The sequence below is a fragment of the Bacteroides ovatus genome, assembly GCF_001314995.1.
GTDB lineage: Bacteria > Bacteroidota > Bacteroidia > Bacteroidales > Bacteroidaceae > Bacteroides > Bacteroides ovatus.
Map to the genome: position 1 here is coordinate 2,100,744 of NZ_CP012938.1, position 20,436 is coordinate 2,121,179.

Genomic DNA, 20,436 nt, shown 5'->3' on the forward strand with positions numbered 1-20,436 from the left:
TGACAAATAATGACTAAAGCTACTTATACATAATCAATGCAGACTGTCCGGGAATAATTACTTCCGGTCCGATCTGCGTACCTAATCCACGCACATCTATCACACCATCTTTGCATACCACTGTATATTTACCAACAGGCACTTCCAAACGCGCAGGAGTCATACGGGAATTAAAAGCCACGATAATATCTTCCCAACTATCTCCGTTCGCATGATCCTTCAGGCGGAATGCAATCAGGTTTTGTCCTTCCACCGGAAGAAACTCCAGATGCTTCCGAACCTTTTCCGCATCTCCCATACGGAAAGCGGGATGGGACTTACGCAGATCTATGAGTCGCTTATAATACATGAAAACATCTCCGTTCGTCGTTTTACGTCGCCAATCGATAGCATTGACTGCATCCGGACTCTTATAACTATTGTCCACCCCTTGTTTATCGCGCATCACTTCTTCTCCTGCATAGATAAAAGGAATACCTTGCGAAGTGAAGACTACCGTCTGCGCAAGCTTATCAAGTCGAACCTGTTGCTCGGGAGTAGCTCCCGGCATACTTGCTTTCAAGCGATCAACAAGACACAAACCGTCATGGCAGGAAACGTAGCTAATCATCTGGGTAGGCTGCTCCGCCCACGGTTTCTGACTGTAATTAACAGAATCACACCGTACTTGCGGATGCTCAATAGCACCCACAATACCGAATTTAACACTCATTTCTGCTCCCGGAACTCCGGCGAGGAAAGCCCCTTTCTCCTTTTTCCACACAGGTCCGCAAAGCCCATCACGCAATTCATCCGAGAATACGGCAATTCCCGGCATGTGGGAAACATTCCCTTTCATTGCCAACGAATCTGCCGGATATTGGGGAGTGTCGGCTGCCCAACCTTCTCCATAAATACAAATGGTAGGATCAACCTTGTTCACCGCTTTCCGGATCTCATTCATGGTTTCAATATCATGCACTCCCATCAAGTCAAAACGGAAACCGTCAATATGATATTCTTTTATCCAATAAAGAACGGACTCTATCATAAACTTGCGCATCATAGGGCGTTCACTTGCCGTCTCATTACCGCATCCGGAACCATTTGCCAATGTCCCGTCTTCTTTCTGACGATAAAAATAACCGGGAACAGTACGTTCAAAATTACTTTCAACGGTATTAAAAGTATGATTATAAACCATATCCATTATCACACGGATACCAGCTCTATGCAGTGCTTGTACCATTTGTTTGAACTCTTTCACACGAGTGGCAGGTTGATAAGGGTCAGTTGAATAAGAGCCATCCGGCACATTATAATTCGCCGGATCATATCCCCAGTTATAGTGGTTTTCTTCCAGTTTTGTTTCGTCGATAGAAGCATAATCAGAGGAAGGAAGAAGATGTACATGTGTCACTCCCAGTTCTATCAAGTGATCGATACCGGTCAATAACTTATCTGAATTCATGGTCCCGTGTTCAGTCAATGCGAGGTATTTACCTTTATTCTTAATTCCCGAAGTAGAATCAACCGAGAAGTCACGATGATGCATTTCATAGATAATCATATCAGCAGGAGATTTCAGAGAAGGACGCCTGTCACTCTCCCATCCCTCGGGATTTGTAGTCTTCCAGTCAATAATGGCAGCACGTTTCCCATTCACTCCGACAGCATGGGCATTGATTCCCGGCGTGTCTCCCTGCCATTTATCATTGATTTTTACATTGAAGGCATAGAATTTGCCAAGCAGGTTCTCATCTACTGAAGTTGTCCAGGTTCCATCTTCTGTGGGCTCCATCTTTACTGTTTCATAAGCATGTCCGCCTTCACCGGCATCATATAGCATCAGGCGTACTTCTTCTGCAGTTGGTGACCAAAGATAAAATTTGGTTGCCAACGGCGTATATTCCATTTCCGTAAGACTTCCCGTACGAACCGGATACAGCTCAAAAGAAGCATATTCCTTTTTCGCAGGGGAGCAGCTCATTACTGTTGTCACTGTAGTCACCCCTAATATTGCTAAATAATTACTTCCCATCTTCATTTAAACCTCCCCTAGATATTTCCTTTATATCTATCCCTATAATCAGTCGCTTTACTTCACCTTATCCGGATTCTTCGCTATAAAATCCTTCCAGCTATTATAACCTTTTTCCATGGTCGGCCGCCCCATTTGCAGGAAATGACAATAGGCTGCTGCCAATCCGTCTGTTGCATCCATAAAAGTAGGCATATCCTCTTTGGGAAAGCGCAACATCCGCTGCAACATATCCGCTACCTGTTCTTTGGATGCCTGCCCGTTTCCGGTGATAGCCATCTTTATCTTCAAAGGAGCATATTCCGTAATCGGAATGTCCCGGCTCAACGCCACTGCCATCGCTACCCCCTGTGCACGGCCCAACTTCAACATCGATTGTACATTTTTACCGAAGAAAGGCGCTTCAATAGCCAGCTCATCAGGCAGATAACTTTCAATAATACTCAATACCCGTTCATGGATATGGCGAAGTTTCAGATAGTGGTTGGCAAATTTACGCAAGTCGATAATCCCCATCGCAATCATTTCAGGCTTGGTTCCTTTCACTCTTAGAACACCGTATCCCATGATTGTCGTACCGGGGTCAATCCCCAGGATTATCTTTTCTTTTACCGGTTGAATCACTCTATCACCTCCATCAAGGTCGGAAACCCGATCACTTTATCTTTAAATATTTTTGCCAGTTCGTCATTCAAACGTACTCCCTGTTCCAAATGCCAACGATGCAGTAACCCACTGCTTTCCACCTCCCATTGCAAAGAATACGCACTTCCTTCTTCCCGATGACTTAATATCCTGCAAATGCGCGGTGCCTTCAACGTACCGTGTTTCTGTACTTCAGGGATATAACTTTCTTTTATCCAAATCATGAAATTGTCGTGAACATCCTCGTCCACTTGAAAAGTTGTATTATAAATCAGCATATCTTAATTTCATACTATTATTTACCGCAAACATAGCAATTATTTCAGAATAATGCATTATATTTGCGGCAACAAAAAAGATTCGTTTACAAACGTTATCATATAAGACAAAAAAGGGGCGTTAGCTCATCTGGCTAGAGCGTAACACTGGCAGTGTTAAGGTGATCGGTTCGAGTCCGATACGCTCCACAAACATCGCAGAAGGGTTCTAAAACAGAACTCTTTTTTCTTTTTTTATAACTATTCCATCCCTCTATTCCCTTCAAAAGAAAAACTCATAGAAAAAAACGCCTAAATCTCCCATGTTTCCGGCCTTACAGCTGCATTTCCGACTGAACATCTACACTTTCAAAAAGATATCGAATACCTACAAATAGGTATTTCAATGACGTTTTATCATAAAAACATAAACAAGAAGTATTATATCTTAATATTTTTATGTTATTTTGCATTGCATAATTCTATTATAAAAATGAATCATTTAACGGATAAAGAATTAGTAAGTCTATTCAGTACGGATAAAGAGAGGGCCTTCAACCTTTTCTTTCAGCGTTACTATATCCGTTTATGTATGTATGCAGTACAGATTACGGATGACTTTTCCGAATCCGAAGATATCGTTCAAAGTTTTTTTATTTCATTTTGGGAAAAGAAGCTCTATAAAACCATTACTGACAATCTGAAAGGATATGCCTATCTCTGTATTCGCAATGCATCACTGAAATTCATTGAAAAACGAGAAAAGATAGACTCCAGCGATATTCTTCTCAACGAAGAAGAATACCTATATATATGTGAAAGCCTTGAAGAGAATGAACGTGAACAAAAAGAAAAGGAGTTGGAAAAAGCTTTAGCAGCATTGCCCGAACAAGAAAAGAAAGCACTCTATGGTGTCGTTATTGAAAACAAAAGCTATAAAGCAGTAGCCAGTGAACTGCATATCAGCGTCAATACATTAAAGACTTATCTTGCCAGAGCGATGAAGAAACTGCGTAAAAACGAGAAATTACTTCTAGTATCTTTATTCTTGATAAACCTATCATAAATCTTCCAAGAAAAAAAGTCTCTCGTTTTTGACACCCATTTTACACAATTCCGGATCATATAATAAAACGAGAGAAAAGATGAATCAAGAAGACCATAATAAAACGGAGAAAAATCTGATTACTTTGCTCAACTGGTACCGGTTGAAACGGGTAAATGAATTTGCGGCACAATGCGATGAAGCACAAGCATGGGAATCAATCCAGCAACGCATCCGCCACCGTAAACGGATACGAATGTACACCTATTGGAGCAGCACTGCCGCTGCCTGCCTGTTAATAGCAGCTTTCAGTTTTTACACACTCACAGAATATGACCAATCTCTATTTGCACACAGAGGGGAACAGAAAGCAACCCTGTTTGTAAATAACGGAGAATCTTACGACCTGCTGTCGCAAGATAAATCCATATTCAATGCAAACGGCATGCAAGTTGCTCAAAATACAGAAAAAGAATTAAGATACGACACTCAAACGAGTATACAAAAGAATGCAGAAAAGCATATTTTAAATGTACCCAGAGGAGGAGAATATAAACTCGTGCTTTCAGACGGTACACGCGTACACGCCAATGCCGAAAGCCGTCTTACTTATCCCGTTTCTTTTACCGGTAATAAAAGAGAAGTCTACCTCACAGGAGAAGCTCTCTTTGAAGTTGCCAAAGATACGCTCCATCCTTTCATTGTACATACCCCGTACGGTATAGTAGAAGTAGTAGGAACACGGTTTAATGTCAATACTTACGAGAAGAATCAAACTACCGTAACCTTGGAAGAAGGAGCCGTAAAAGTATACTGCGAGGAAAAGAAAGGGACAGAACAAAAATCTCTTTCACCCGGTGAACAAGCTGTCATACAATCAAAAACAATTAATACACAAACAGTTCAGGTACAGGAATATACTTCCTGGGCAAACGGTATATACGAATATACCGATACGTCACTGGAAACTATTGTGCAACAACTTTCGCGCTGGTATAACGTTAACATGACCTTTGCCGACCCGCAATTGCGTGAACGAAAGTTTGCAGGAGTCATCTTCCGCGACCAACCATTACAAAAAGCAGTAGATATATTATCCAAAGTTTCTAATGTACACTTCAGACAGAAAGGAAATGTTATTGAGATAACAGAGAACCGTCCCCAATATTAAACAGGAAAAAGCGTTGTTCAAATATGAAAAAATATCTTTTAATCCGGATGATGCAAACAGTAGCCATTATCCTGTTTGCCGCCAATGTATCGGCACAAAACCAAAATGTGGTCATATCAGTACGGAATATCCCGGTACGTACCACACTGACCCAGATTCGGCAAGCTGCCAATGTACATTTTGTCTATGAAGAGAAGAATATTAATAGCCAACAGACTGTAACACTCAATTATCCGCAAGGGACATCATTGAGCACTTTACTCAACAACCTTTGCAAGCAAATAGGACTGACGTACGAAATCAATGAATCCGTTATTCTACTCTATCCTGCTCAAAAGCAAACCACCACTCATGACATCCATATCCTGTTGTTGGAAAGGGGAAACAAACAGCCGCTACCAATGGCAACCTGCGTTCTCAATCCGCTAGGAGCTTATGCCGCAACCGACATGGAGGGAAAGGCAGTACTAAAAAACGTCCCCACAGGAAAATACATATTAAATATTTCGTATGTAGGCTTCGAGACTGTGCAACGGGAAATCAACGTTGAACAAAACCTGGATCTGACGATCCGCATGTCTCCCACTTCGCTAGCTTTGAAAGAGGTAGTAGTGGTAGCAAAACAAAATGCGGCCGGAGAATCTACCAGCTCCATTATAGGCAGACAAGCGATAGACCATTTACAGGCTATGAGCCTTGATGACGTGATGCAACTCATACCGGGGCACTTAATGAAAAATACAGATCTGACATCCCGTTCCAATGTACAGCTCCGTACTCTTGTTAACAATAACACCAATGCCTTCGGTTCGAGTATCATAATGGACGGAGTTCCCATGTCCAACAATGGTACACTATCGCAAGGAGGATTTTCAAGTACCGCATTTGTCGGAACAGACTTACGCCAAATTAGTGCGGACGATATTGAATCCGTAGAAATAATCCGTGGTATTCCTTCTGCCGAATACGGTGATTTAACCTCCGGACTTGTAGTTGTTCATTCCAAAATCGGACAAACTCCCTGGCAGATCAAGGGAAAGATAAATCCCGGAACAATGAATTACTCGCTCGGTAAAGGATTACGTTTAAACAAAGATGCCGGTATCCTGAATTTCAATCTCGACTATGCACAAGCATGGGGAGATCCACGCCAGAAAACAAAGTCATTCGACCGTTACACCTTTAGCTTGGGATACAGCAAAGATTTTTCACGTATCTGGCATACAGACACAAAGGTACGTTACATGATGGGCAAAGACTGGAATGGAAAAGACCCGGATGCCATTGACGACGGCACTTTTCAAAAGAATCGCAACCAGCTGTTCTCACTAAGCCATAATGGCAAACTATCAATTAATAAACCATTCTCACGTACTGTTAATTACACATTAGGTGTCAGCTATACTCAAACAGAGATGGAAAAGAGCGCCATTGTTGCCAATTCGTCCGGGTTGCTACCGATACTTACTGCCACAGAAACAGGGTATTATAATGTGCCTTTCGAGCAAAGCTCCTATCAGGCAAGCGGAGGTTCCCTTAGCCGTCCCGGAAATGTATATGCCAAAGTCAGCAACACGTTCTTCGTAAAATCAAAGAAAACATATCAGAACTTCAAAATGGGAGTGGAATACCACTACGACTGGAATAATGCCCGCGGATATTATAATGATGACGACCGTTACCCATTGCAACCCAACAGTAACGGACGTCCCCGTCCTTTCTCCGATATTCCGAGCATCCATCAGATGGCCGCTTACATAGAAGATAACTTCCGTTGGGATATATCAGAAAACAGATTTCTGAAAATACAGTTAGGCGGACGTTTCACCACTTTACAGCCGTGGGCGGATGAAGCAACCTTTTCTTTCTCTCCTCGTGTAAATGCTTCATTCTCCGTCAACAAATGGCTAAATATCCGTGGAGGATTCGGACTCAACTCAAAAACTCCCGGTTTGGATTATCTCTATCCCGACAAAAAGTACATCGACCGTGTAGCTGCCAATTATATGCCTCAAGACGACAAAGTCGGACAAATATTAATGTACCACACCCAAGTGTACAACGTGCAACGAACTAAAGGATTGAAGAATGCGACCAATCGCAAATGGGAGGCAGGGTTCGACATAAAGTTATCGGACAAGCATAAATTAAGCCTCATCGGTTATCATGATAAAACCGCTAACGGATTCGGATCGGCCACAGAATATTTTACGTATACAGCCAACTATTATTCTGCGGAAAAAGGACTGATTATCACTCCTGGACAAGCCACAAAAATAGATTGGGATAATCCAGAACGCACGGACCTTGTACTCAGTACGACCGGTAAAATAGGAAACACGAATGTCTCTATCAATAAAGGGATAGAAATGGACTTTGACTTCGGCGAGATTCCGGCACTGCACACTTCATTCTATCTGTCAGGAGCATATATGGAATCCAAGACTTACTCTACAGACATCAACAGTAGCAATCCTACCGATCTACCTACTGAATATCAGGTAACCAATACCATTCCATTCAAAATTGTATATCCATCCGGGCTAAACTATAGCACTTACCGCCGCTTTACGAACACTCTGCGGATTGTGACCAATATCCCGGCACTGCGTATGGTAGCTTCGTTCTCAACACAAGCCATCTGGTACAATTATTCCAAGAGCAACAATCCTCCGATGGACCCCATCGGATGGATAGACACAGACCTCTCTTATCATGAAATAACAGCAGATATGCTGGCAGATGAGAACTACAAAATAAAAGGGGTATCATTGAAAAGCCAACGCAAGAATCCTAAAGACAATGTGCCAAGCAAAGCCCCTATTACATGGTTAATGGCGGGACGCCTCACCAAGGAGCTGGGCAATATAGGCGGCATTTCATTCTATGCCAACAACATACTCTTTTACGAACCTTTTCTCAAAAACTCTACCTCCAACACGCTAGTACAGCGTAATACAGGTAATTTCAGTTTTGGTGTCGAATTATTCTTTAATTTATAAATCACAATATGAATAGAACAATTTCTTTTATTACAAAAATGATGTTTGCGGCTGTCACAGTTATCATGGCTGCATGTTCCTCTGACGACAATGCCACACAAGCATTGACCGTACAAGTGAAAGTATCCATGCCCGAAGGATTCAAGTCCGACATTCTATATACAGGGCACACTGTTACAATGGGTAAATACACTGCCATTACAAACGAAAAAGGTATAGCCACTTTCGAAGGAGTGATTCCCGATTTGTATGACATCTCTACTTCCTGCGAAATCACTGCAGAAGAATATGAAGAAATGACAGGCAACGATCCGCAAAATGAAAATTATGTGATTTCCGGCAGTCTATTGAAATATACTGTCGGCTCGTCAACAACCATCGAACTTCAAACAAGTATTTCTGCCAAACAATCAATTGTTATCAGCAAAGTTTACTATGCAGGAACCAAAGACAACAATAATAAAAATTATCTGGCAGGAAAGTACATTGAGTTCTTTAATAACTCGGACCAAACCGTTGATATAGCCGGACTTTATTTCGGACTGGTAGAGTCGGAAAGTACTCCTGCATATACGCTTGGCTCCACACCGGAATATATCTACCTAAAACAGATTTATCGTTTCCCATCTAATGGAGTCACAGAAGTTGCACCGGGAGCCTCGATAATCGTTGCCAATAGTGCCATCGACCATACAGGAAATAATGAAGTAGATTTATCCAAAGCCGACTTTGAAGCTAAAGATACGCAAGGGAAAACAACCAACAATCCTGCAACCCCGGCTGTAGAACTGATATATACAACATTTCCCACAATCAGTAATATGAATCTGGTACAAGGTGGTCCCTGTTCTGTTGTATTATTCAGTACGGATGAAGATGTAACCTCATGGGAAACTGTATACGTTGACGGTAAAGATAAAGGAAGCAAGTTTGTCAAAACCCCTGTAAAATACATAATGGATGGTGTAGAATGTTTGAAAAACAAAAGTACGGGAGTAGATAAAAATTCCAAACGTCTTTACAACTACATTGATGCAGGCTATCAATACACGGAGGCTACCACCGGATATACCGGAGAAGTAGTCTACCGCAAAACAGCCAAGACAGAAAACGGGCGCACCATTCTTGCTGATACCAATAACAGCAGTAACGATTTTGCCGTATCAACTGAAATCAAACCGAGGGAATACAAATAATAGAAAATAAAAGAGACTGTGCCCCAAGAACATATAACCTTCCGGTACAGTCTCTTCAACTACTTCACGAAATAATTAAACCAATTCAGAAATGATGATGAACCATCGATATATACTCTTTACCGGTCTGATGGTAACTGCACTGTGCATACATGCCCAAGATATCGAATTACAGACAAAAGAAAAATACGAGTACGCCGATGCTACCCAGTTATGGAGACGTACCCTGAATCCTGCCGGGCTCTCTTTGGATACGCTGACCAACCGGGGAATCAGTTATTTCGAATTCTCTCATCAGCAAGGCACACACTATCGGGTTCAGGACGGTGATGAGCAAAACAAATTATTGTTCACTTCGGAACGATACCAAAAAATTGGAAAATATCTCTACGGATACGGGCGTTTTACCTTTGACATGGGACGGCAATTCAACCGTTCATGGAGCGACGTATTGCGTAGCCACCACTCCAATCCTTACTTTTCAGGAAGCTCCATCAAAGGAAAGTACGACTTCCAGAACTTCGACCTCTCGGCAGCGTTAGCCACTCTGCCTATCAAAAACTTCACTTTCGGCGCACGACTGGATTATAAAGTAGGAGATCTTTCCCGACTGAAAGACCCCCGTTCACGCACCAATCTGGCAGACTATCAACTGACTCCTGCCGTCACCTACACGTGGAACAAACACTCGCTGGGTCTTAGCGGTTATTACCATCGCAGAAAAGAAAAAATCCCTAACATCACCACCGTACAAACCGATCCGAACCTCAAATACTACACCTTCACCGGAATGGAAAATACTGATGGTACCACTGGTGGTTACTCCGGTTTTGAACGTGAATTCGTCAACCATGAATTTGGCGGTGAATTGTCTTATCAATATAAAAACGAACGGATTCAAACACTTACTACCCTTTCATACGCCAAAGGCAACGAAGACGTATGGGGAGACATCAAATATTCACCGGGAAAATATCACACCACCACCTACAACTTGCTTTCTATGAACCGGATCAAATCCGGACGCACAGAACACATCATCGACATTTCCATTAACTATCAGACCGGAAAAGCCGACGAATACCGTCAGGAAAAAATAATAGAAAAAGATCCGGTAACAGGTATCGAATCTTCCTACTGGAACACACTTCTCACGTACGACGAACGTTACACCGTCGATTTACTCAATGCCAATCTGCACTACCGCCTGTTGTGGAGTAATCATCACACCGGAGAAGCCACAGCCTACGCAGGCGCACGCGCCTATTTTCAATCGGTAGAAGATCAATACAATCTTCCGTCTTCATCGCTTACAGTCCGACAGGCAACTATCTGCATGGAGGGCGGATATTCATTCCTGCGCAAAAACAACCGTTCATTATGGATAGAAGCAGAAGCCGGATATCACATTTCGCTATCATCGGACCTGTCACTCAACGATCCGTCCACTGAATACGCCCAAAGTGTGCTTTTACCCGACATGACCTATTATGGAGCATCGTATGCGCACGGAAAACTTCAAATACAATATCAAATGCCTGTAACTATAAAGAAACACACCAACGTGTGGTTCGTCAAAGCCACAGGAGCATATCTGAAGACCGACAAGAAAACCGATTCCAAAATGTTCGGAATAAGTCTCGGATTGTACCATTAACCTTCCTCACCCCACAAAAACCAACCAGATAATTTACACCAATCATGATGAGAATTGCCAATAACAAACTTCGGTTGCTACTCCTGCTGCTCTTTCCCACCCTCCTTTGGGGTAACTCTGCCCCCATGTTTCACATCCGGCAAAACGCTAAAGGATGTTTTGTAGAAATACCCAAACGGTTGATAAACCGGGATTTTCTGTTAGCAGCCCGTGTGATGACCGTCAGTTCTCCCAATAATAAAGTTAAACTTTATGCAGGCCAGCGACTTTATGATCCGGTATGGATACGTTTGAAATATGACAAAGAACAGTTATATCTATTACGTCCCGACTCCAAAAACTTATGTGAGGACACAACTCATCTTTCATATCCGGCCTATGCGCGCAATGCTATCACTCCCATAGCGGAATCCTGGAAAATAGAACAGGAGACAGACAGCTCGATTGTTGTAAACTGGAGCAAATTTCTTAGTGAGCCCATAGAAGGTGTAGACCCCTTTGGAGGGAAAACGTCACCAGGACGCTCCCTGCCCCAACTCAATAAAATACTTCAGGTAGACGTCCACGAAAAGAACCTGGAAGTCAGCGTACAGTATGGTTTTGAAGGAACCACCCAACCTTTCCTCACTACCATACGGAAATCGCTGTTACTACTGCCTGAGCAACCTATGCAACCACGTATACACGATGCCCGGGTAGGATATGACAATATCCCTAAACGGAAATTCAACTTCGATACTCCCTCAATCGCAGCGGAAAACTACATCACCCGCTTCCGGATTGTCCCCTCTCCTAAAGATGTACGCAGTTATTTGCAAGGCAAACAAGTGAAGCCTCAACAACCCATCGTTTTTTATATAGACGATGCCTTCCCTCCTCTTTGGAAAAAAGCCATACGCAAAGGAATACTGGATTGGAACAAAGCATTCGAAGAGATTGGCTTTAAAGAAGTTATGCAAGCAAAGACATACGCCGAAGCCGGACCGGAGTTCGATCCGAACGATATACGTTTCAACTGTTTCCGATATGTAGTCAGCGATTTCCCGAACGCAATGGGAAAACACTGGGTAGACCCGCGTTCAGGAGAAATTCTGCAAGCAGACGTATTGTTTCACAGTAATGTCATAGCCCTGCTACGCAAATGGTATTTCCTGCAAACATCAGCCTACCATCCTGCGGCACGCACGAAAACACTACCGGATGACATAACGGCACAATTAATCCGTTACGCCGCCGCCCATGAGATAGGTCACTGCCTCGGACTGGAACATAATTTCAAAGCCTCGTATGCCCATAATACAGAAGACCTGCGTCGTCCGGAATTTACAGAACGTTACGGCACCACCCCGTCCATCATGGATTATGCCCGGTTCAATTATGTCGCCCAACCGGGAGACGGCGTCCGTTACGTATTACCTCCCCTGTTGGGAGTATACGACCGATACGCCATCCGTATCGGATACGCCTATCTCTCCCGCGAGAACACCCGAACTGTAGCCGGATGGATAGATGAAAAACAAAACGACCCCATGTATCATTGCGGACGCATGGCACCGAGCACCATTCCCACTGATCCTACCGTTCAAACCTCCGATCTCGGTAATGACCCCGTCGCATCGGCAACCTACGGAATCCGCAACCTTCAACAAATATTGACGCAATTGCCGGAATGGAACAAAAAACGTCTGACAGATAACCCGTTTGAGGAGATGCCCGCCACCTATACCGATTTGCAGCAAGCCTATTTCGACCATCTGGAACGTGTGATTCCTTTTATTGGTTTCTCCGATGAAGTATCCGGAAAAGCTGTCGAATTTCTTTGGAAAGAACTGCTTGGCGGATACAACTTCCTACGGACGGATGCCGTATGCAAATATGCCGGCAACCCAACCGAAGCCATCATAAAAGCACAAAAGACAATTATTGAAAAGATGTTTGGCAGAATCATTGCCGAACGAATCTCTTCGAACGAAACACCAGCAGGATTTACCTACGCCCATTATCTGGAAGTCTCTGCCAACTATCTTTTTACGGACAAGACACCGGACATATTCACACGACATTTGCAGGAAAGCTATCTCCAGACCTTGCAATCATTGCTAACAGAAGCACGTACCTCCTCTTTCAGTGTACTCTTCTCCCCTACGGTCAGCGAGCATCTTACCCGCATCCGCGAACAGTTAACAACTAATCCTTCTACCTGGAATAATTATTTAAAAAACAAAATACAATGAAGCTAACTACCATTATTTCCGCCTTCTACCTCCTCTGCCTGTTGTGCATACAGCCCGTGCATGCCGATGGAGGCTTCTGGCTGCCTACTCAAATACAAGGAAAAGTACATCAGGCAATGAAAAAACAGGGATTGCGCCTTAGTGAAAAAGATATTTACGACATCAACCAGTCGTGTCTGTCGAATGCTACCCTTTCATTAAGTTATGACAACAGTACATTTTCTCCCTCTGCCAGTGCCTCTTTCATCTCCGGTGAAGGACTGGTATTGACCAACTTCCACTGTGTCGCACGTTATCTCGAACATATCTCCGATGCAAACCACGATTACGTGAAGCATGGCTGCTGGGCTACCCAACGCAGCGAAGAGACTTATCTTCCGAATTTACAGGTCAATCAATTAATCACTATCAAAGACGTAACGACGGAAATAACACAAGATACCGGAAATCTTACCGATCAGGCACTTACCCAAAAGATCAACGAGAACGGGAATAAAATTGTCAAATCCCAAGCCAAAGGTCGTGGTGTAGAAGGAAAAATCTACTCCTTATTTGGTGGCAGACAATACATCCTGGCTGTCTTCCGCTGCTTCAAGGATGTGCGTATCGTAGCCGCTCCCCCCATCTCGATAGGGAAATTCGGAGGCGACACAGACAACTGGCAATGGCCCCGTTACTCTGCCGATTTCGCCATCTTGCGCGTTTATGCCAACGATAAAAATCAACCGGCAGCCTACAACAAGCAGAACCGCCCCTATCAACCCGACGCTCATTTGTCTATCTCTACCAAAGGAGTGAAACCCGATGATTTTGTAATGGTTGCCGGCTATCCTGCACAAACAAGGCAATATGTCCCTTCGTTTGCCCTTGAGAAAATTGTATTCAAAGACACGCAAGCAGAAGCAGATATTGCCAAAATCAAGCTCGACTTCTACACACAACGTAAAGAAACGGCTGCCGACTCGCTTTATTCCTACTATAACATTAAGGCCGGAAGCGCTGCTAATGTCTATCTAAAATCAATTGGTGAGATCAGTGGTGTGAAAGAATCCGGCATCATTGCCCGGAAACAGCAGGAGGAACAGGCGATGACAGGATGGATTCTGTCTGATGACACCCGTACGCAACGCTACGGGGCAACATTGCTCGATGATATGAAAGCAAACTACGAACGTCTTACCCAACTGAACTTCACAGACCAGATGTTTCGCGAAGTCGCACTTTATGGTGCCAACGTCATTCCTTTTGCCGGAAAATTTGAAAAACTGGTGCAAATGGAACAAAGAAAAAGCAAGAATGTAAAGACTGCCATGAAAGGAGAAATCCGCAAACTGAAACCGCTTACCGTAGCATTCTATCGTGATTTCAGACCTGAAGACGACAAATATATCATGAAAAAGATGTTGGCTTATTATCTGGATCACGTAGATTCTATTTTCTACTCCACAGCATTGAAAAAGGTAGAAAAGCATTACCCTCAACATCTTTCTGCCTATATAGACAGCCTGTACGATCATTCCCCCCTGCGTAATCAAGAAAGTATGCTCGCACTTCTGGACAGTGTACCGACACAAGGAACAGCTGCACTGTCACAAGATGGGCTGTATCAGTTGTCACTCGGTTTCTATCTGGTGTATGTAGAAAAAATAAACCGTTTGAAACAAGCGTATCAGAATAAAAACATGAAACTCTACTCTTTGTATCTGCAAGCATACGCTGAAAAGAACAAGGGGACACAAATTGCATTTGACGCCAACCGCACCCTGCGTTATTCTACGGGAAAAGTAAAGGCAGCCGTTCCCAGCGAAGGAGTCATCTATACTCCATTTACAACTGTTGACGGAATGCTCAGCCGTCATCGCCTTTATGCCGGAAACAAGGACTTCAATCTGCCGGCACGTTTCGTCAAACTCATCGAACACCGCCAACCCAGTAACTACTTTAGCCAGAAAGTGACACCCACCTGTTGTTTCCTGACAGATGCACATACCACTTCTGGTAGTTCGGGCAGTCCGGTATTGAATGCCAAAGGAGAAGTGGTGGGTATCAACTTCGACCGTATCTGGCAGGGACTTAGTTCCGACTACGAAACTGTAGGAAATGAGAAAAGTCGTAACATCGCAGTAGATATCCGCTATGTGTTATGGACTTTGGAGCAATATTCACGTTCCCAATACATATTAGACGAATTGGACATTCACTAACTTAGTAAATTCTATATAAAAATGTTATCTCCCAAAACGCTCAAATACTTACGTTTAACGCACCGTTATGTATCTTTCATTTGTGCAGGCATCCTGTTTGTCTATCTCCTTTCCGGCTTCCTGCTCAACCACCGGAAAGAATTTACATTCATGAATCAGAAAAAGGAACGTACGGTGGACTATATATTCCAGCTCCCTGCCAATAAAGACGATTTTACAGAAGCCGATGCACGAAAGATTATCTCCGATCTCTCATGCAATCCCGACCTGTATAACCGTTTCAGCCTCAGTAAAAACAAACTGACCATCTTTGGCAAAGAACAATTGGTAATCAAGTTGGATGCAACCAGCCAGCAAGCATTTATTAAAGAAATGCATCGTCCTGCTTTCCTAACCGCATTGAATAAGCTACATCGCAATCCGGGTTCTTTATGGACAATAACCTCCGATGCATTCCTCTTACTCATGTTTATTTTGCTCATCACCGGGTTACTGATTGTTCCCGGGAAAAAGGGATTGTGGGGCATCGGCGGAATTCTAACGATAATAGGAATTTTAATACCTATATTGATTTACTGGATGATAGTATAATTTCTTATTTTTATTCATCCGTATGCATCTTTCTGTACTTTCTTTCCGTATCGCAGAAAACAAAAAAGGACCTTTATTCAAGGTCCTTTTTAATCACTTCGTCCATTTCTTTTATACGTTTCTCACGGTTTTTAATAGGACCGTCTTTCTTGTCATTCTTGAATACGTCATCGGCACGGTCGGCAACCTCGCCGCTCCATTCTTCAAACTGGTCCTTAGCCGGACGACCATTCGGCTCGATATTTTCCTCGGCTATCGAATCATGCCTGTTAATCATATCATCCATAAGTTTTCGTTTTAAAAGTTTATGGCTATAAGACAATACAAACGAAGAAAAGTTTTCTATTTTAATGATTTTTGAAGAAATCAGCCATGTTATTATACTATCAAAGAAACACTCCAGCCCAATCTGTGTCATTCATCCAGATACCTATATAAATTGCAGTTGCCGGCAACGTCCAGTACATTCAGCTCTTTCAAGCGTTTTTCCACTTTCTTTTGTGAAACCAGCCCGAAATTCCGTAACATATCACGCAACTTCCTAAACCCATATTGAGAAGTGATTTGTAGCAGTTCCCGAAGTGTTTTTATATCAGCTTCAGAAATGATCCGCTGCGACCGAATATCGAATTTCAATTCTGTGATAGGAGTATCAAGTAAAGCCTTTGCCGCTTTTATATCTTCGGGAATAAAAATTTCCGGATTCGTTTCTTCCGCCTCTCTCATGAGCATATCATTATCAAAGCCATTTTGGCGGGATTTCATTTCATACATCCGTACTGTTGCTCTAAGACGGATATTTTCTTCCTTATAAGTCCTAAGGAATCCCGCTTGAGATTTTATTTCCTGTACAAGTCCCTCAAATGCCTTCTGTGCTTGACGATATTTCATATGTTTCCGGACACTAAAATCCTTAATATTTCCTTGTAAGACGGTATAAAGAAATAGTTGTCGTCTTTCATCATTCCTTATCATTCCGGCAAGCTCTTTTATTATTAACCGGATCAATGGGGTCAACTCTTTCAGCGATTGAAGTAGAAAAAATTCCTCTTCATTTTCCTTCATCTTCTCATCCATCCGGCGTTTGTGTTCTTCTTCGGAAAGACTGAACCGGATATTTCGTTCAAGACAATCCGTCAGACTGTTTTCATCAAGCATTAGATAATCGCCGACTTCTGAATAAATAATCTCTTGCCTTTTACACCAAGTAATAATACGTCTGGTAGATACCTGATACTTGGTTGCCGCTTCTTCAATACCAATCCATTGTTTTGTTGCCATAACTCGTTTGTTTTTAGATGTATACGTCGCAACCGGATATAAAAAAGGTGCGAACGATACATATATTTCCCAACAGCGGTACTAGCAAAACCGACAGATGAAAATACAGTATGCCCGCACCAGAACTTATATATCGATAGGGATATAAGCTTGGCACGGACATTTGATTTATCATCTGTTTGAAAATTGCTAGTTTCCTGTTAGATAAATTAAATGTCCTATAAATACAAGTCCGGCTGTCAAAGGTCCGGTCCTTGATTGCAAATATACTTCTTTTTTCTGAAAAGAAAGATAATAAATGACAAGCTTTTTAGTTACAATAGAATTTTATATAAGACAAATAAGTAAACAACTACACGGGAGAATAGTTTCATCGGTGAGAAACTAAAGTTCCATCAGTGTGAAACTATAGTTTCATCAGTAAGAAACTAATAGTTCCAAGCAAGAGAAACTAAAGTTTCAAAGCGATGAAACTGTAGTTTCGAACCGCAAAACCAATAGTTTCAAGGCTTGAAACTATCGGTTACAAGGCAGGTCCCGCCCCGTAAGTACAGGGGTAATAAATAAAATAGCTTATCTGCCTGTGGTTAATACTATTCAGGCAATGAAACTTCATCTGTGATTTTTACTTGATTTGGGTATGCATCTCTACCATACCGTCTTTGCAGTGCGTTTATCTCTTCTTAGCTTTGCAGTGACAGCATTATTGCCGTCACAGTGCTATCACCATGCTGCTGTCACGCCATTAACTTTTCATAATCAAACAGTTAAGTTACAATCTGTGACAGATGACAGCAAATTTATTTTTTTTATTTATTGGAGAGAGTATAAGTTCAACTTATAAATGCAATATTTCTTTTTTATTAATCGGACTTTAGATGCAAAGTTGCTTATTTATTCCGATAGAGTTGCGGACGGAAAGGAACATAAAGAGTGTAATTACTATCCGCCGGCTTTCCTCCCACCAATGCAGGTGACCATTTCGGCATTCCTTTGACAATGCGGAGAGCCTCCTCTGCAAATTCCGGATGAGTGGAACGTAGAATATGAGGACGAAGGATAACCCCTTCTTTATCAATAGTAAACTCACATAAAGCATAACCCGAAACATTCTTCTCCAAAAGCCCTGACGGATAAACCATTTCACTGGCAATATATTCTTCCGGAGTCATCGCAGAGAAATGAGCAGGTTCCTCCACCTGTCTTCCGGAAAGTGTCTTTGAACGGGGACCCACCGGATAAATTCCGATATACATCGGCCGCTTATAAGCATCCGGCTCTTCCTTGGTGCGCTGTTGCAATGCTTTTAATAAAGCAGCAGCCTCCACTGCCAACGTCTGTTCAGAAATATTTTCCCCTCGGGATAACATATAAGCCGACTGACAAACCAACACGAGACGTTCCATCAACGTTCCCTTTTCCGGCGACCATTTACGTCCCATCTGCTCTTTACCTTTAGCATCCGTAGAAGAGAAAAAATAAACAATTCCATCCAAACCAGCCGTAGAACCGTCCAAATCCTGTACCTGCTCTGTCACCAAACGAAAGATAGCCCCTAAAGACTGATATAGGGAGGCACTAATGACAACCGATTTAGTATCCACCGTCACCGTCCCCTTCTCTGCCTGCCAATAAGTACGCGATAATGTGTTCGAAACCAGGGTATAACGTCCATTCCTCTTCTCTACCGACATTGCATACTCCGGCGAAAAGGAAGGGATAGCTGCAAAACGCGCATAAGGCTGTTTCTGGAAGCCCGTATTAAGTAAAGAAAACACACTACGATAATATTCGCCTAACTCGCCTGTATAAGTGGAAAAAGGTTTCACCGGCTCCAAATAGTCAATCTGGGCCGCAAGGCGAAAAGAAAAGGTTAAAAGCAGAAGACAGAAAACAATCTTTTTCATAAGTTGCCGGATTTTCGGTATATATCGGCAACAAAGATACAAATTATTTCGATGGTTCGTGATAAAATTATATCTTTGCACGGTTTTTACTAAGAAACTGAATAACAATACATCAAAAATATGATAGCTAAGATTGAACAACTTCTGAAAGAGGTGGAAGCCTTACACGCCTCCAATGCCGAAGAACTCGAAGCTCTCCGCATCAAATACCTAAGTAAGAAGGGAGCCATTAACGACTTAATGGCAGATTTCCGTAATGTAGCTGCCGAACAGAAAAAAGAAGTCGGCATGAGACTGAATGAACTGAAAACAAAAGCGCAGGACAAAATCAACGCGCTGAAAGAAATGTTTGAAAGTCAGGACAACGATTGTGACGGACTGGATTTGACGCGTTCGGCTTATCCTGTGGAACTCGGTACACGCCACCCGCTCACCATTGTAAAGAACGAAATCATTGATATCTTTGCCCGTCTGGGATTCAGCATTGCCGAAGGTCCGGAAATTGAAGATGACTGGCACGTGTTCTCGGCACTGAACTTTGCCGAAGACCATCCGGCACGCGATATGCAGGATACTTTCTTTATCGAAGCTCACCCGGACGTAGTATTGCGTACACATACTTCTTCTGTACAGACTCGTGTGATGGAAACTTCACAGCCTCCTATCCGCATCATCTGTCCGGGACGTGTATATCGTAACGAAGCTATCAGCTATCGCGCACACTGTTTCTTCCATCAGGTAGAAGCGCTGTATGTAGATAAAAACGTATCATTCACCGACTTGAAGCAGGTATTGCTGCTCTTCGCCAAAGAAATGTTCGGTGCTGATACAAAGATCCGTCTGCGTCCGTCTTACTTCCCGTTTACCGAACCAAGTGCGGAAATGGATATCAGCTGTAATATCTGCGGCGGTAAAGGATGTCCGTTCTGTAAACACACCGGCTGGGTAGAAATCCTCGGTTGCGGTATGGTAGACCCGAACGTACTTGAATCAAATGGTATAGACAGCAAAATATACAGCGGTTATGCCCTCGGTATGGGCATCGAGCGTATCACAAACCTGAAATATCAGGTGAAAGACCTCCGTATGTTCTCTGAAAACGATACACGCTTCCTAAAAGAATTCGAAGCGGCATATTAATAATGTGCTAAATTTACCAGTATGCCAATGTTCCCAATGAAACCGTCGGACGGTGATCGGGACATTGGCATATTCATCAACAGACC

The 20,436-nt window shown here is 42.8% G+C and carries 15 protein-coding genes and 1 tRNA gene; 10 read left to right on the forward strand and 6 right to left on the reverse strand.

Annotation, left to right across the window (positions count from 1 at the left end; genetic code table 11):
- Nucleotides 1-19 precede the first annotated feature (19 nt).
- From pulA to Bovatus_RS08465, 3 genes are read right to left on the reverse strand one after another with little or no spacing between them, the layout of a single operon-like run.
- Nucleotides 20-2,026 carry a type I pullulanase gene (gene pulA / locus Bovatus_RS08455; RefSeq protein WP_004300847.1) on the reverse strand — a complete coding sequence of 669 codons (2,007 nt, stop codon included), beginning with the start codon at nt 2,024-2,026 and terminating at the stop codon, nt 20-22.
- A gap of 51 nt (nt 2,027-2,077) precedes the next feature.
- Nucleotides 2,078-2,644: a crossover junction endodeoxyribonuclease RuvC gene (ruvC, locus tag Bovatus_RS08460; RefSeq protein WP_004300848.1), complete on the reverse strand. Its 567-nt coding sequence runs from the start codon at nt 2,642-2,644 to the stop codon at nt 2,078-2,080.
- On the reverse strand, nt 2,641-2,943 hold the full coding sequence (locus Bovatus_RS08465; RefSeq protein WP_004300849.1) for a DUF4286 family protein: 303 nt from the start codon (nt 2,941-2,943) through the stop codon (nt 2,641-2,643). Before Bovatus_RS08465 ends, ruvC begins: the two co-directional genes overlap by 4 nt.
- A 115-nt stretch (nt 2,944-3,058) precedes the next feature.
- On the opposite strand from Bovatus_RS08465, the gene Bovatus_RS08470 reads away from it, so the two are divergent.
- From Bovatus_RS08470 to Bovatus_RS08510, 9 genes are all read left to right on the forward strand, one after another.
- Nucleotides 3,059-3,132 (forward strand) — tRNA-Ala (locus Bovatus_RS08470).
- A 283-nt stretch (nt 3,133-3,415) separates the two neighbouring features.
- Complete coding sequence (locus tag Bovatus_RS08475; protein WP_004321495.1) at nt 3,416-3,988, forward strand: sigma-70 family RNA polymerase sigma factor; 573 nt, start codon at nt 3,416-3,418, stop codon at nt 3,986-3,988.
- A 79-nt stretch (nt 3,989-4,067) separates the two neighbouring features.
- Nucleotides 4,068-5,138 carry a FecR family protein gene (locus tag Bovatus_RS08480; protein ID WP_004300852.1) on the forward strand — a complete coding sequence of 357 codons (1,071 nt, stop codon included), beginning with the start codon at nt 4,068-4,070 and terminating at the stop codon, nt 5,136-5,138.
- Nucleotides 5,139-5,161: 23 nt separating this feature from the next.
- Nucleotides 5,162-8,140 carry a TonB-dependent receptor gene (locus Bovatus_RS08485; protein ID WP_004300853.1) on the forward strand — a complete coding sequence of 993 codons (2,979 nt, stop codon included), beginning with the start codon at nt 5,162-5,164 and terminating at the stop codon, nt 8,138-8,140.
- Nucleotides 8,141-8,148: 8 nt separating this feature from the next.
- Entirely contained in the window at nt 8,149-9,336 is a 1,188-nt protein-coding gene (locus Bovatus_RS08490) for a DUF4876 domain-containing protein (protein ID WP_004300854.1), read from the forward strand.
- A gap of 91 nt (nt 9,337-9,427) precedes the next feature.
- Nucleotides 9,428-10,993 carry a DUF6850 family outer membrane beta-barrel protein gene (locus tag Bovatus_RS08495; RefSeq protein ID WP_004300855.1) on the forward strand — a complete coding sequence of 522 codons (1,566 nt, stop codon included), beginning with the start codon at nt 9,428-9,430 and terminating at the stop codon, nt 10,991-10,993.
- Between the two features lie 44 nt (nt 10,994-11,037).
- Nucleotides 11,038-13,227 carry a zinc-dependent metalloprotease gene (locus tag Bovatus_RS08500; protein ID WP_004300856.1) on the forward strand — a complete coding sequence of 730 codons (2,190 nt, stop codon included), beginning with the start codon at nt 11,038-11,040 and terminating at the stop codon, nt 13,225-13,227.
- Nucleotides 13,224-15,431 carry a S46 family peptidase gene (locus Bovatus_RS08505; protein WP_004300857.1) on the forward strand — a complete coding sequence of 736 codons (2,208 nt, stop codon included), beginning with the start codon at nt 13,224-13,226 and terminating at the stop codon, nt 15,429-15,431. Before Bovatus_RS08500 ends, Bovatus_RS08505 begins: the two co-directional genes overlap by 4 nt.
- A 21-nt stretch (nt 15,432-15,452) precedes the next feature.
- A complete protein-coding gene (locus Bovatus_RS08510) occupies nt 15,453-16,022 on the forward strand; it encodes a PepSY-associated TM helix domain-containing protein (protein WP_004321502.1) in 570 nt (189 codons plus the stop codon).
- Nucleotides 16,023-16,095: 73 nt separating this feature from the next.
- Here Bovatus_RS08510 and Bovatus_RS08515 read toward each other — a convergent pair whose 3' ends face one another.
- The 3 genes from Bovatus_RS08515 to Bovatus_RS08525 all read right to left on the reverse strand — a co-directional run bounded on the left by Bovatus_RS08515 (nt 16,096) and on the right by Bovatus_RS08525 (nt 19,210).
- Nucleotides 16,096-16,308, reverse strand: a complete 213-nt coding sequence (locus Bovatus_RS08515; RefSeq protein WP_004321504.1) for a hypothetical protein — start codon at nt 16,306-16,308, stop codon at nt 16,096-16,098.
- 128 nt (nt 16,309-16,436) lie between these two features.
- Complete coding sequence (locus tag Bovatus_RS08520) at nt 16,437-17,303, reverse strand: DNA-directed RNA polymerase subunit alpha C-terminal domain-containing protein (protein WP_004300860.1); 867 nt, start codon at nt 17,301-17,303, stop codon at nt 16,437-16,439.
- An 890-nt stretch (nt 17,304-18,193) separates the two neighbouring features.
- Nucleotides 18,194-19,210, reverse strand: a complete 1,017-nt coding sequence (locus Bovatus_RS08525) for an energy transducer TonB (protein ID WP_004300861.1) — start codon at nt 19,208-19,210, stop codon at nt 18,194-18,196.
- Between the two features lie 120 nt (nt 19,211-19,330).
- On the opposite strand from Bovatus_RS08525, the gene pheS reads away from it, so the two are divergent.
- The gene (gene pheS, locus Bovatus_RS08530; RefSeq protein ID WP_004300862.1) at nt 19,331-20,350 is read left to right on the forward strand and encodes a phenylalanine--tRNA ligase subunit alpha; all 1,020 of its coding nucleotides are present in this window, start codon (nt 19,331-19,333) and stop codon (nt 20,348-20,350) included.
- The last annotated feature ends 86 nt before the right edge of the window (nt 20,351-20,436 follow it).

Excerpts from the sequence above, each read along its gene's own strand:
- pulA (WP_004300847.1), bottom strand. The coding sequence starts at position 2,026 with ATGAAGATGGGAAGTAATTATTTAGCAATATTAGGGGTGACTACAGTG.
- Bovatus_RS08465 (WP_004300849.1), bottom strand. The coding sequence starts at position 2,943 with ATGCTGATTTATAATACAACTTTTCAAGTGGACGAGGATGTTCACGAC.
- Bovatus_RS08475 (WP_004321495.1), top strand. The coding sequence starts at position 3,416 with ATGAATCATTTAACGGATAAAGAATTAGTAAGTCTATTCAGTACGGAT.
- Bovatus_RS08480 (WP_004300852.1), top strand. The coding sequence starts at position 4,068 with ATGAATCAAGAAGACCATAATAAAACGGAGAAAAATCTGATTACTTTG.
- Bovatus_RS08485 (WP_004300853.1), top strand. The coding sequence starts at position 5,162 with ATGAAAAAATATCTTTTAATCCGGATGATGCAAACAGTAGCCATTATC.
- Bovatus_RS08490 (WP_004300854.1), top strand. The coding sequence starts at position 8,149 with ATGAATAGAACAATTTCTTTTATTACAAAAATGATGTTTGCGGCTGTC.
- Bovatus_RS08495 (WP_004300855.1), top strand. The coding sequence starts at position 9,428 with ATGATGATGAACCATCGATATATACTCTTTACCGGTCTGATGGTAACT.
- Bovatus_RS08500 (WP_004300856.1), top strand. The coding sequence starts at position 11,038 with ATGATGAGAATTGCCAATAACAAACTTCGGTTGCTACTCCTGCTGCTC.
- Bovatus_RS08505 (WP_004300857.1), top strand. The coding sequence starts at position 13,224 with ATGAAGCTAACTACCATTATTTCCGCCTTCTACCTCCTCTGCCTGTTG.
- Bovatus_RS08510 (WP_004321502.1), top strand. The coding sequence starts at position 15,453 with ATGTTATCTCCCAAAACGCTCAAATACTTACGTTTAACGCACCGTTAT.
- Bovatus_RS08515 (WP_004321504.1), bottom strand. The coding sequence starts at position 16,308 with ATGGATGATATGATTAACAGGCATGATTCGATAGCCGAGGAAAATATC.
- Bovatus_RS08520 (WP_004300860.1), bottom strand. The coding sequence starts at position 17,303 with ATGGCAACAAAACAATGGATTGGTATTGAAGAAGCGGCAACCAAGTAT.
- Bovatus_RS08525 (WP_004300861.1), bottom strand. The coding sequence starts at position 19,210 with ATGAAAAAGATTGTTTTCTGTCTTCTGCTTTTAACCTTTTCTTTTCGC.
- pheS (WP_004300862.1), top strand. The coding sequence starts at position 19,331 with ATGATAGCTAAGATTGAACAACTTCTGAAAGAGGTGGAAGCCTTACAC.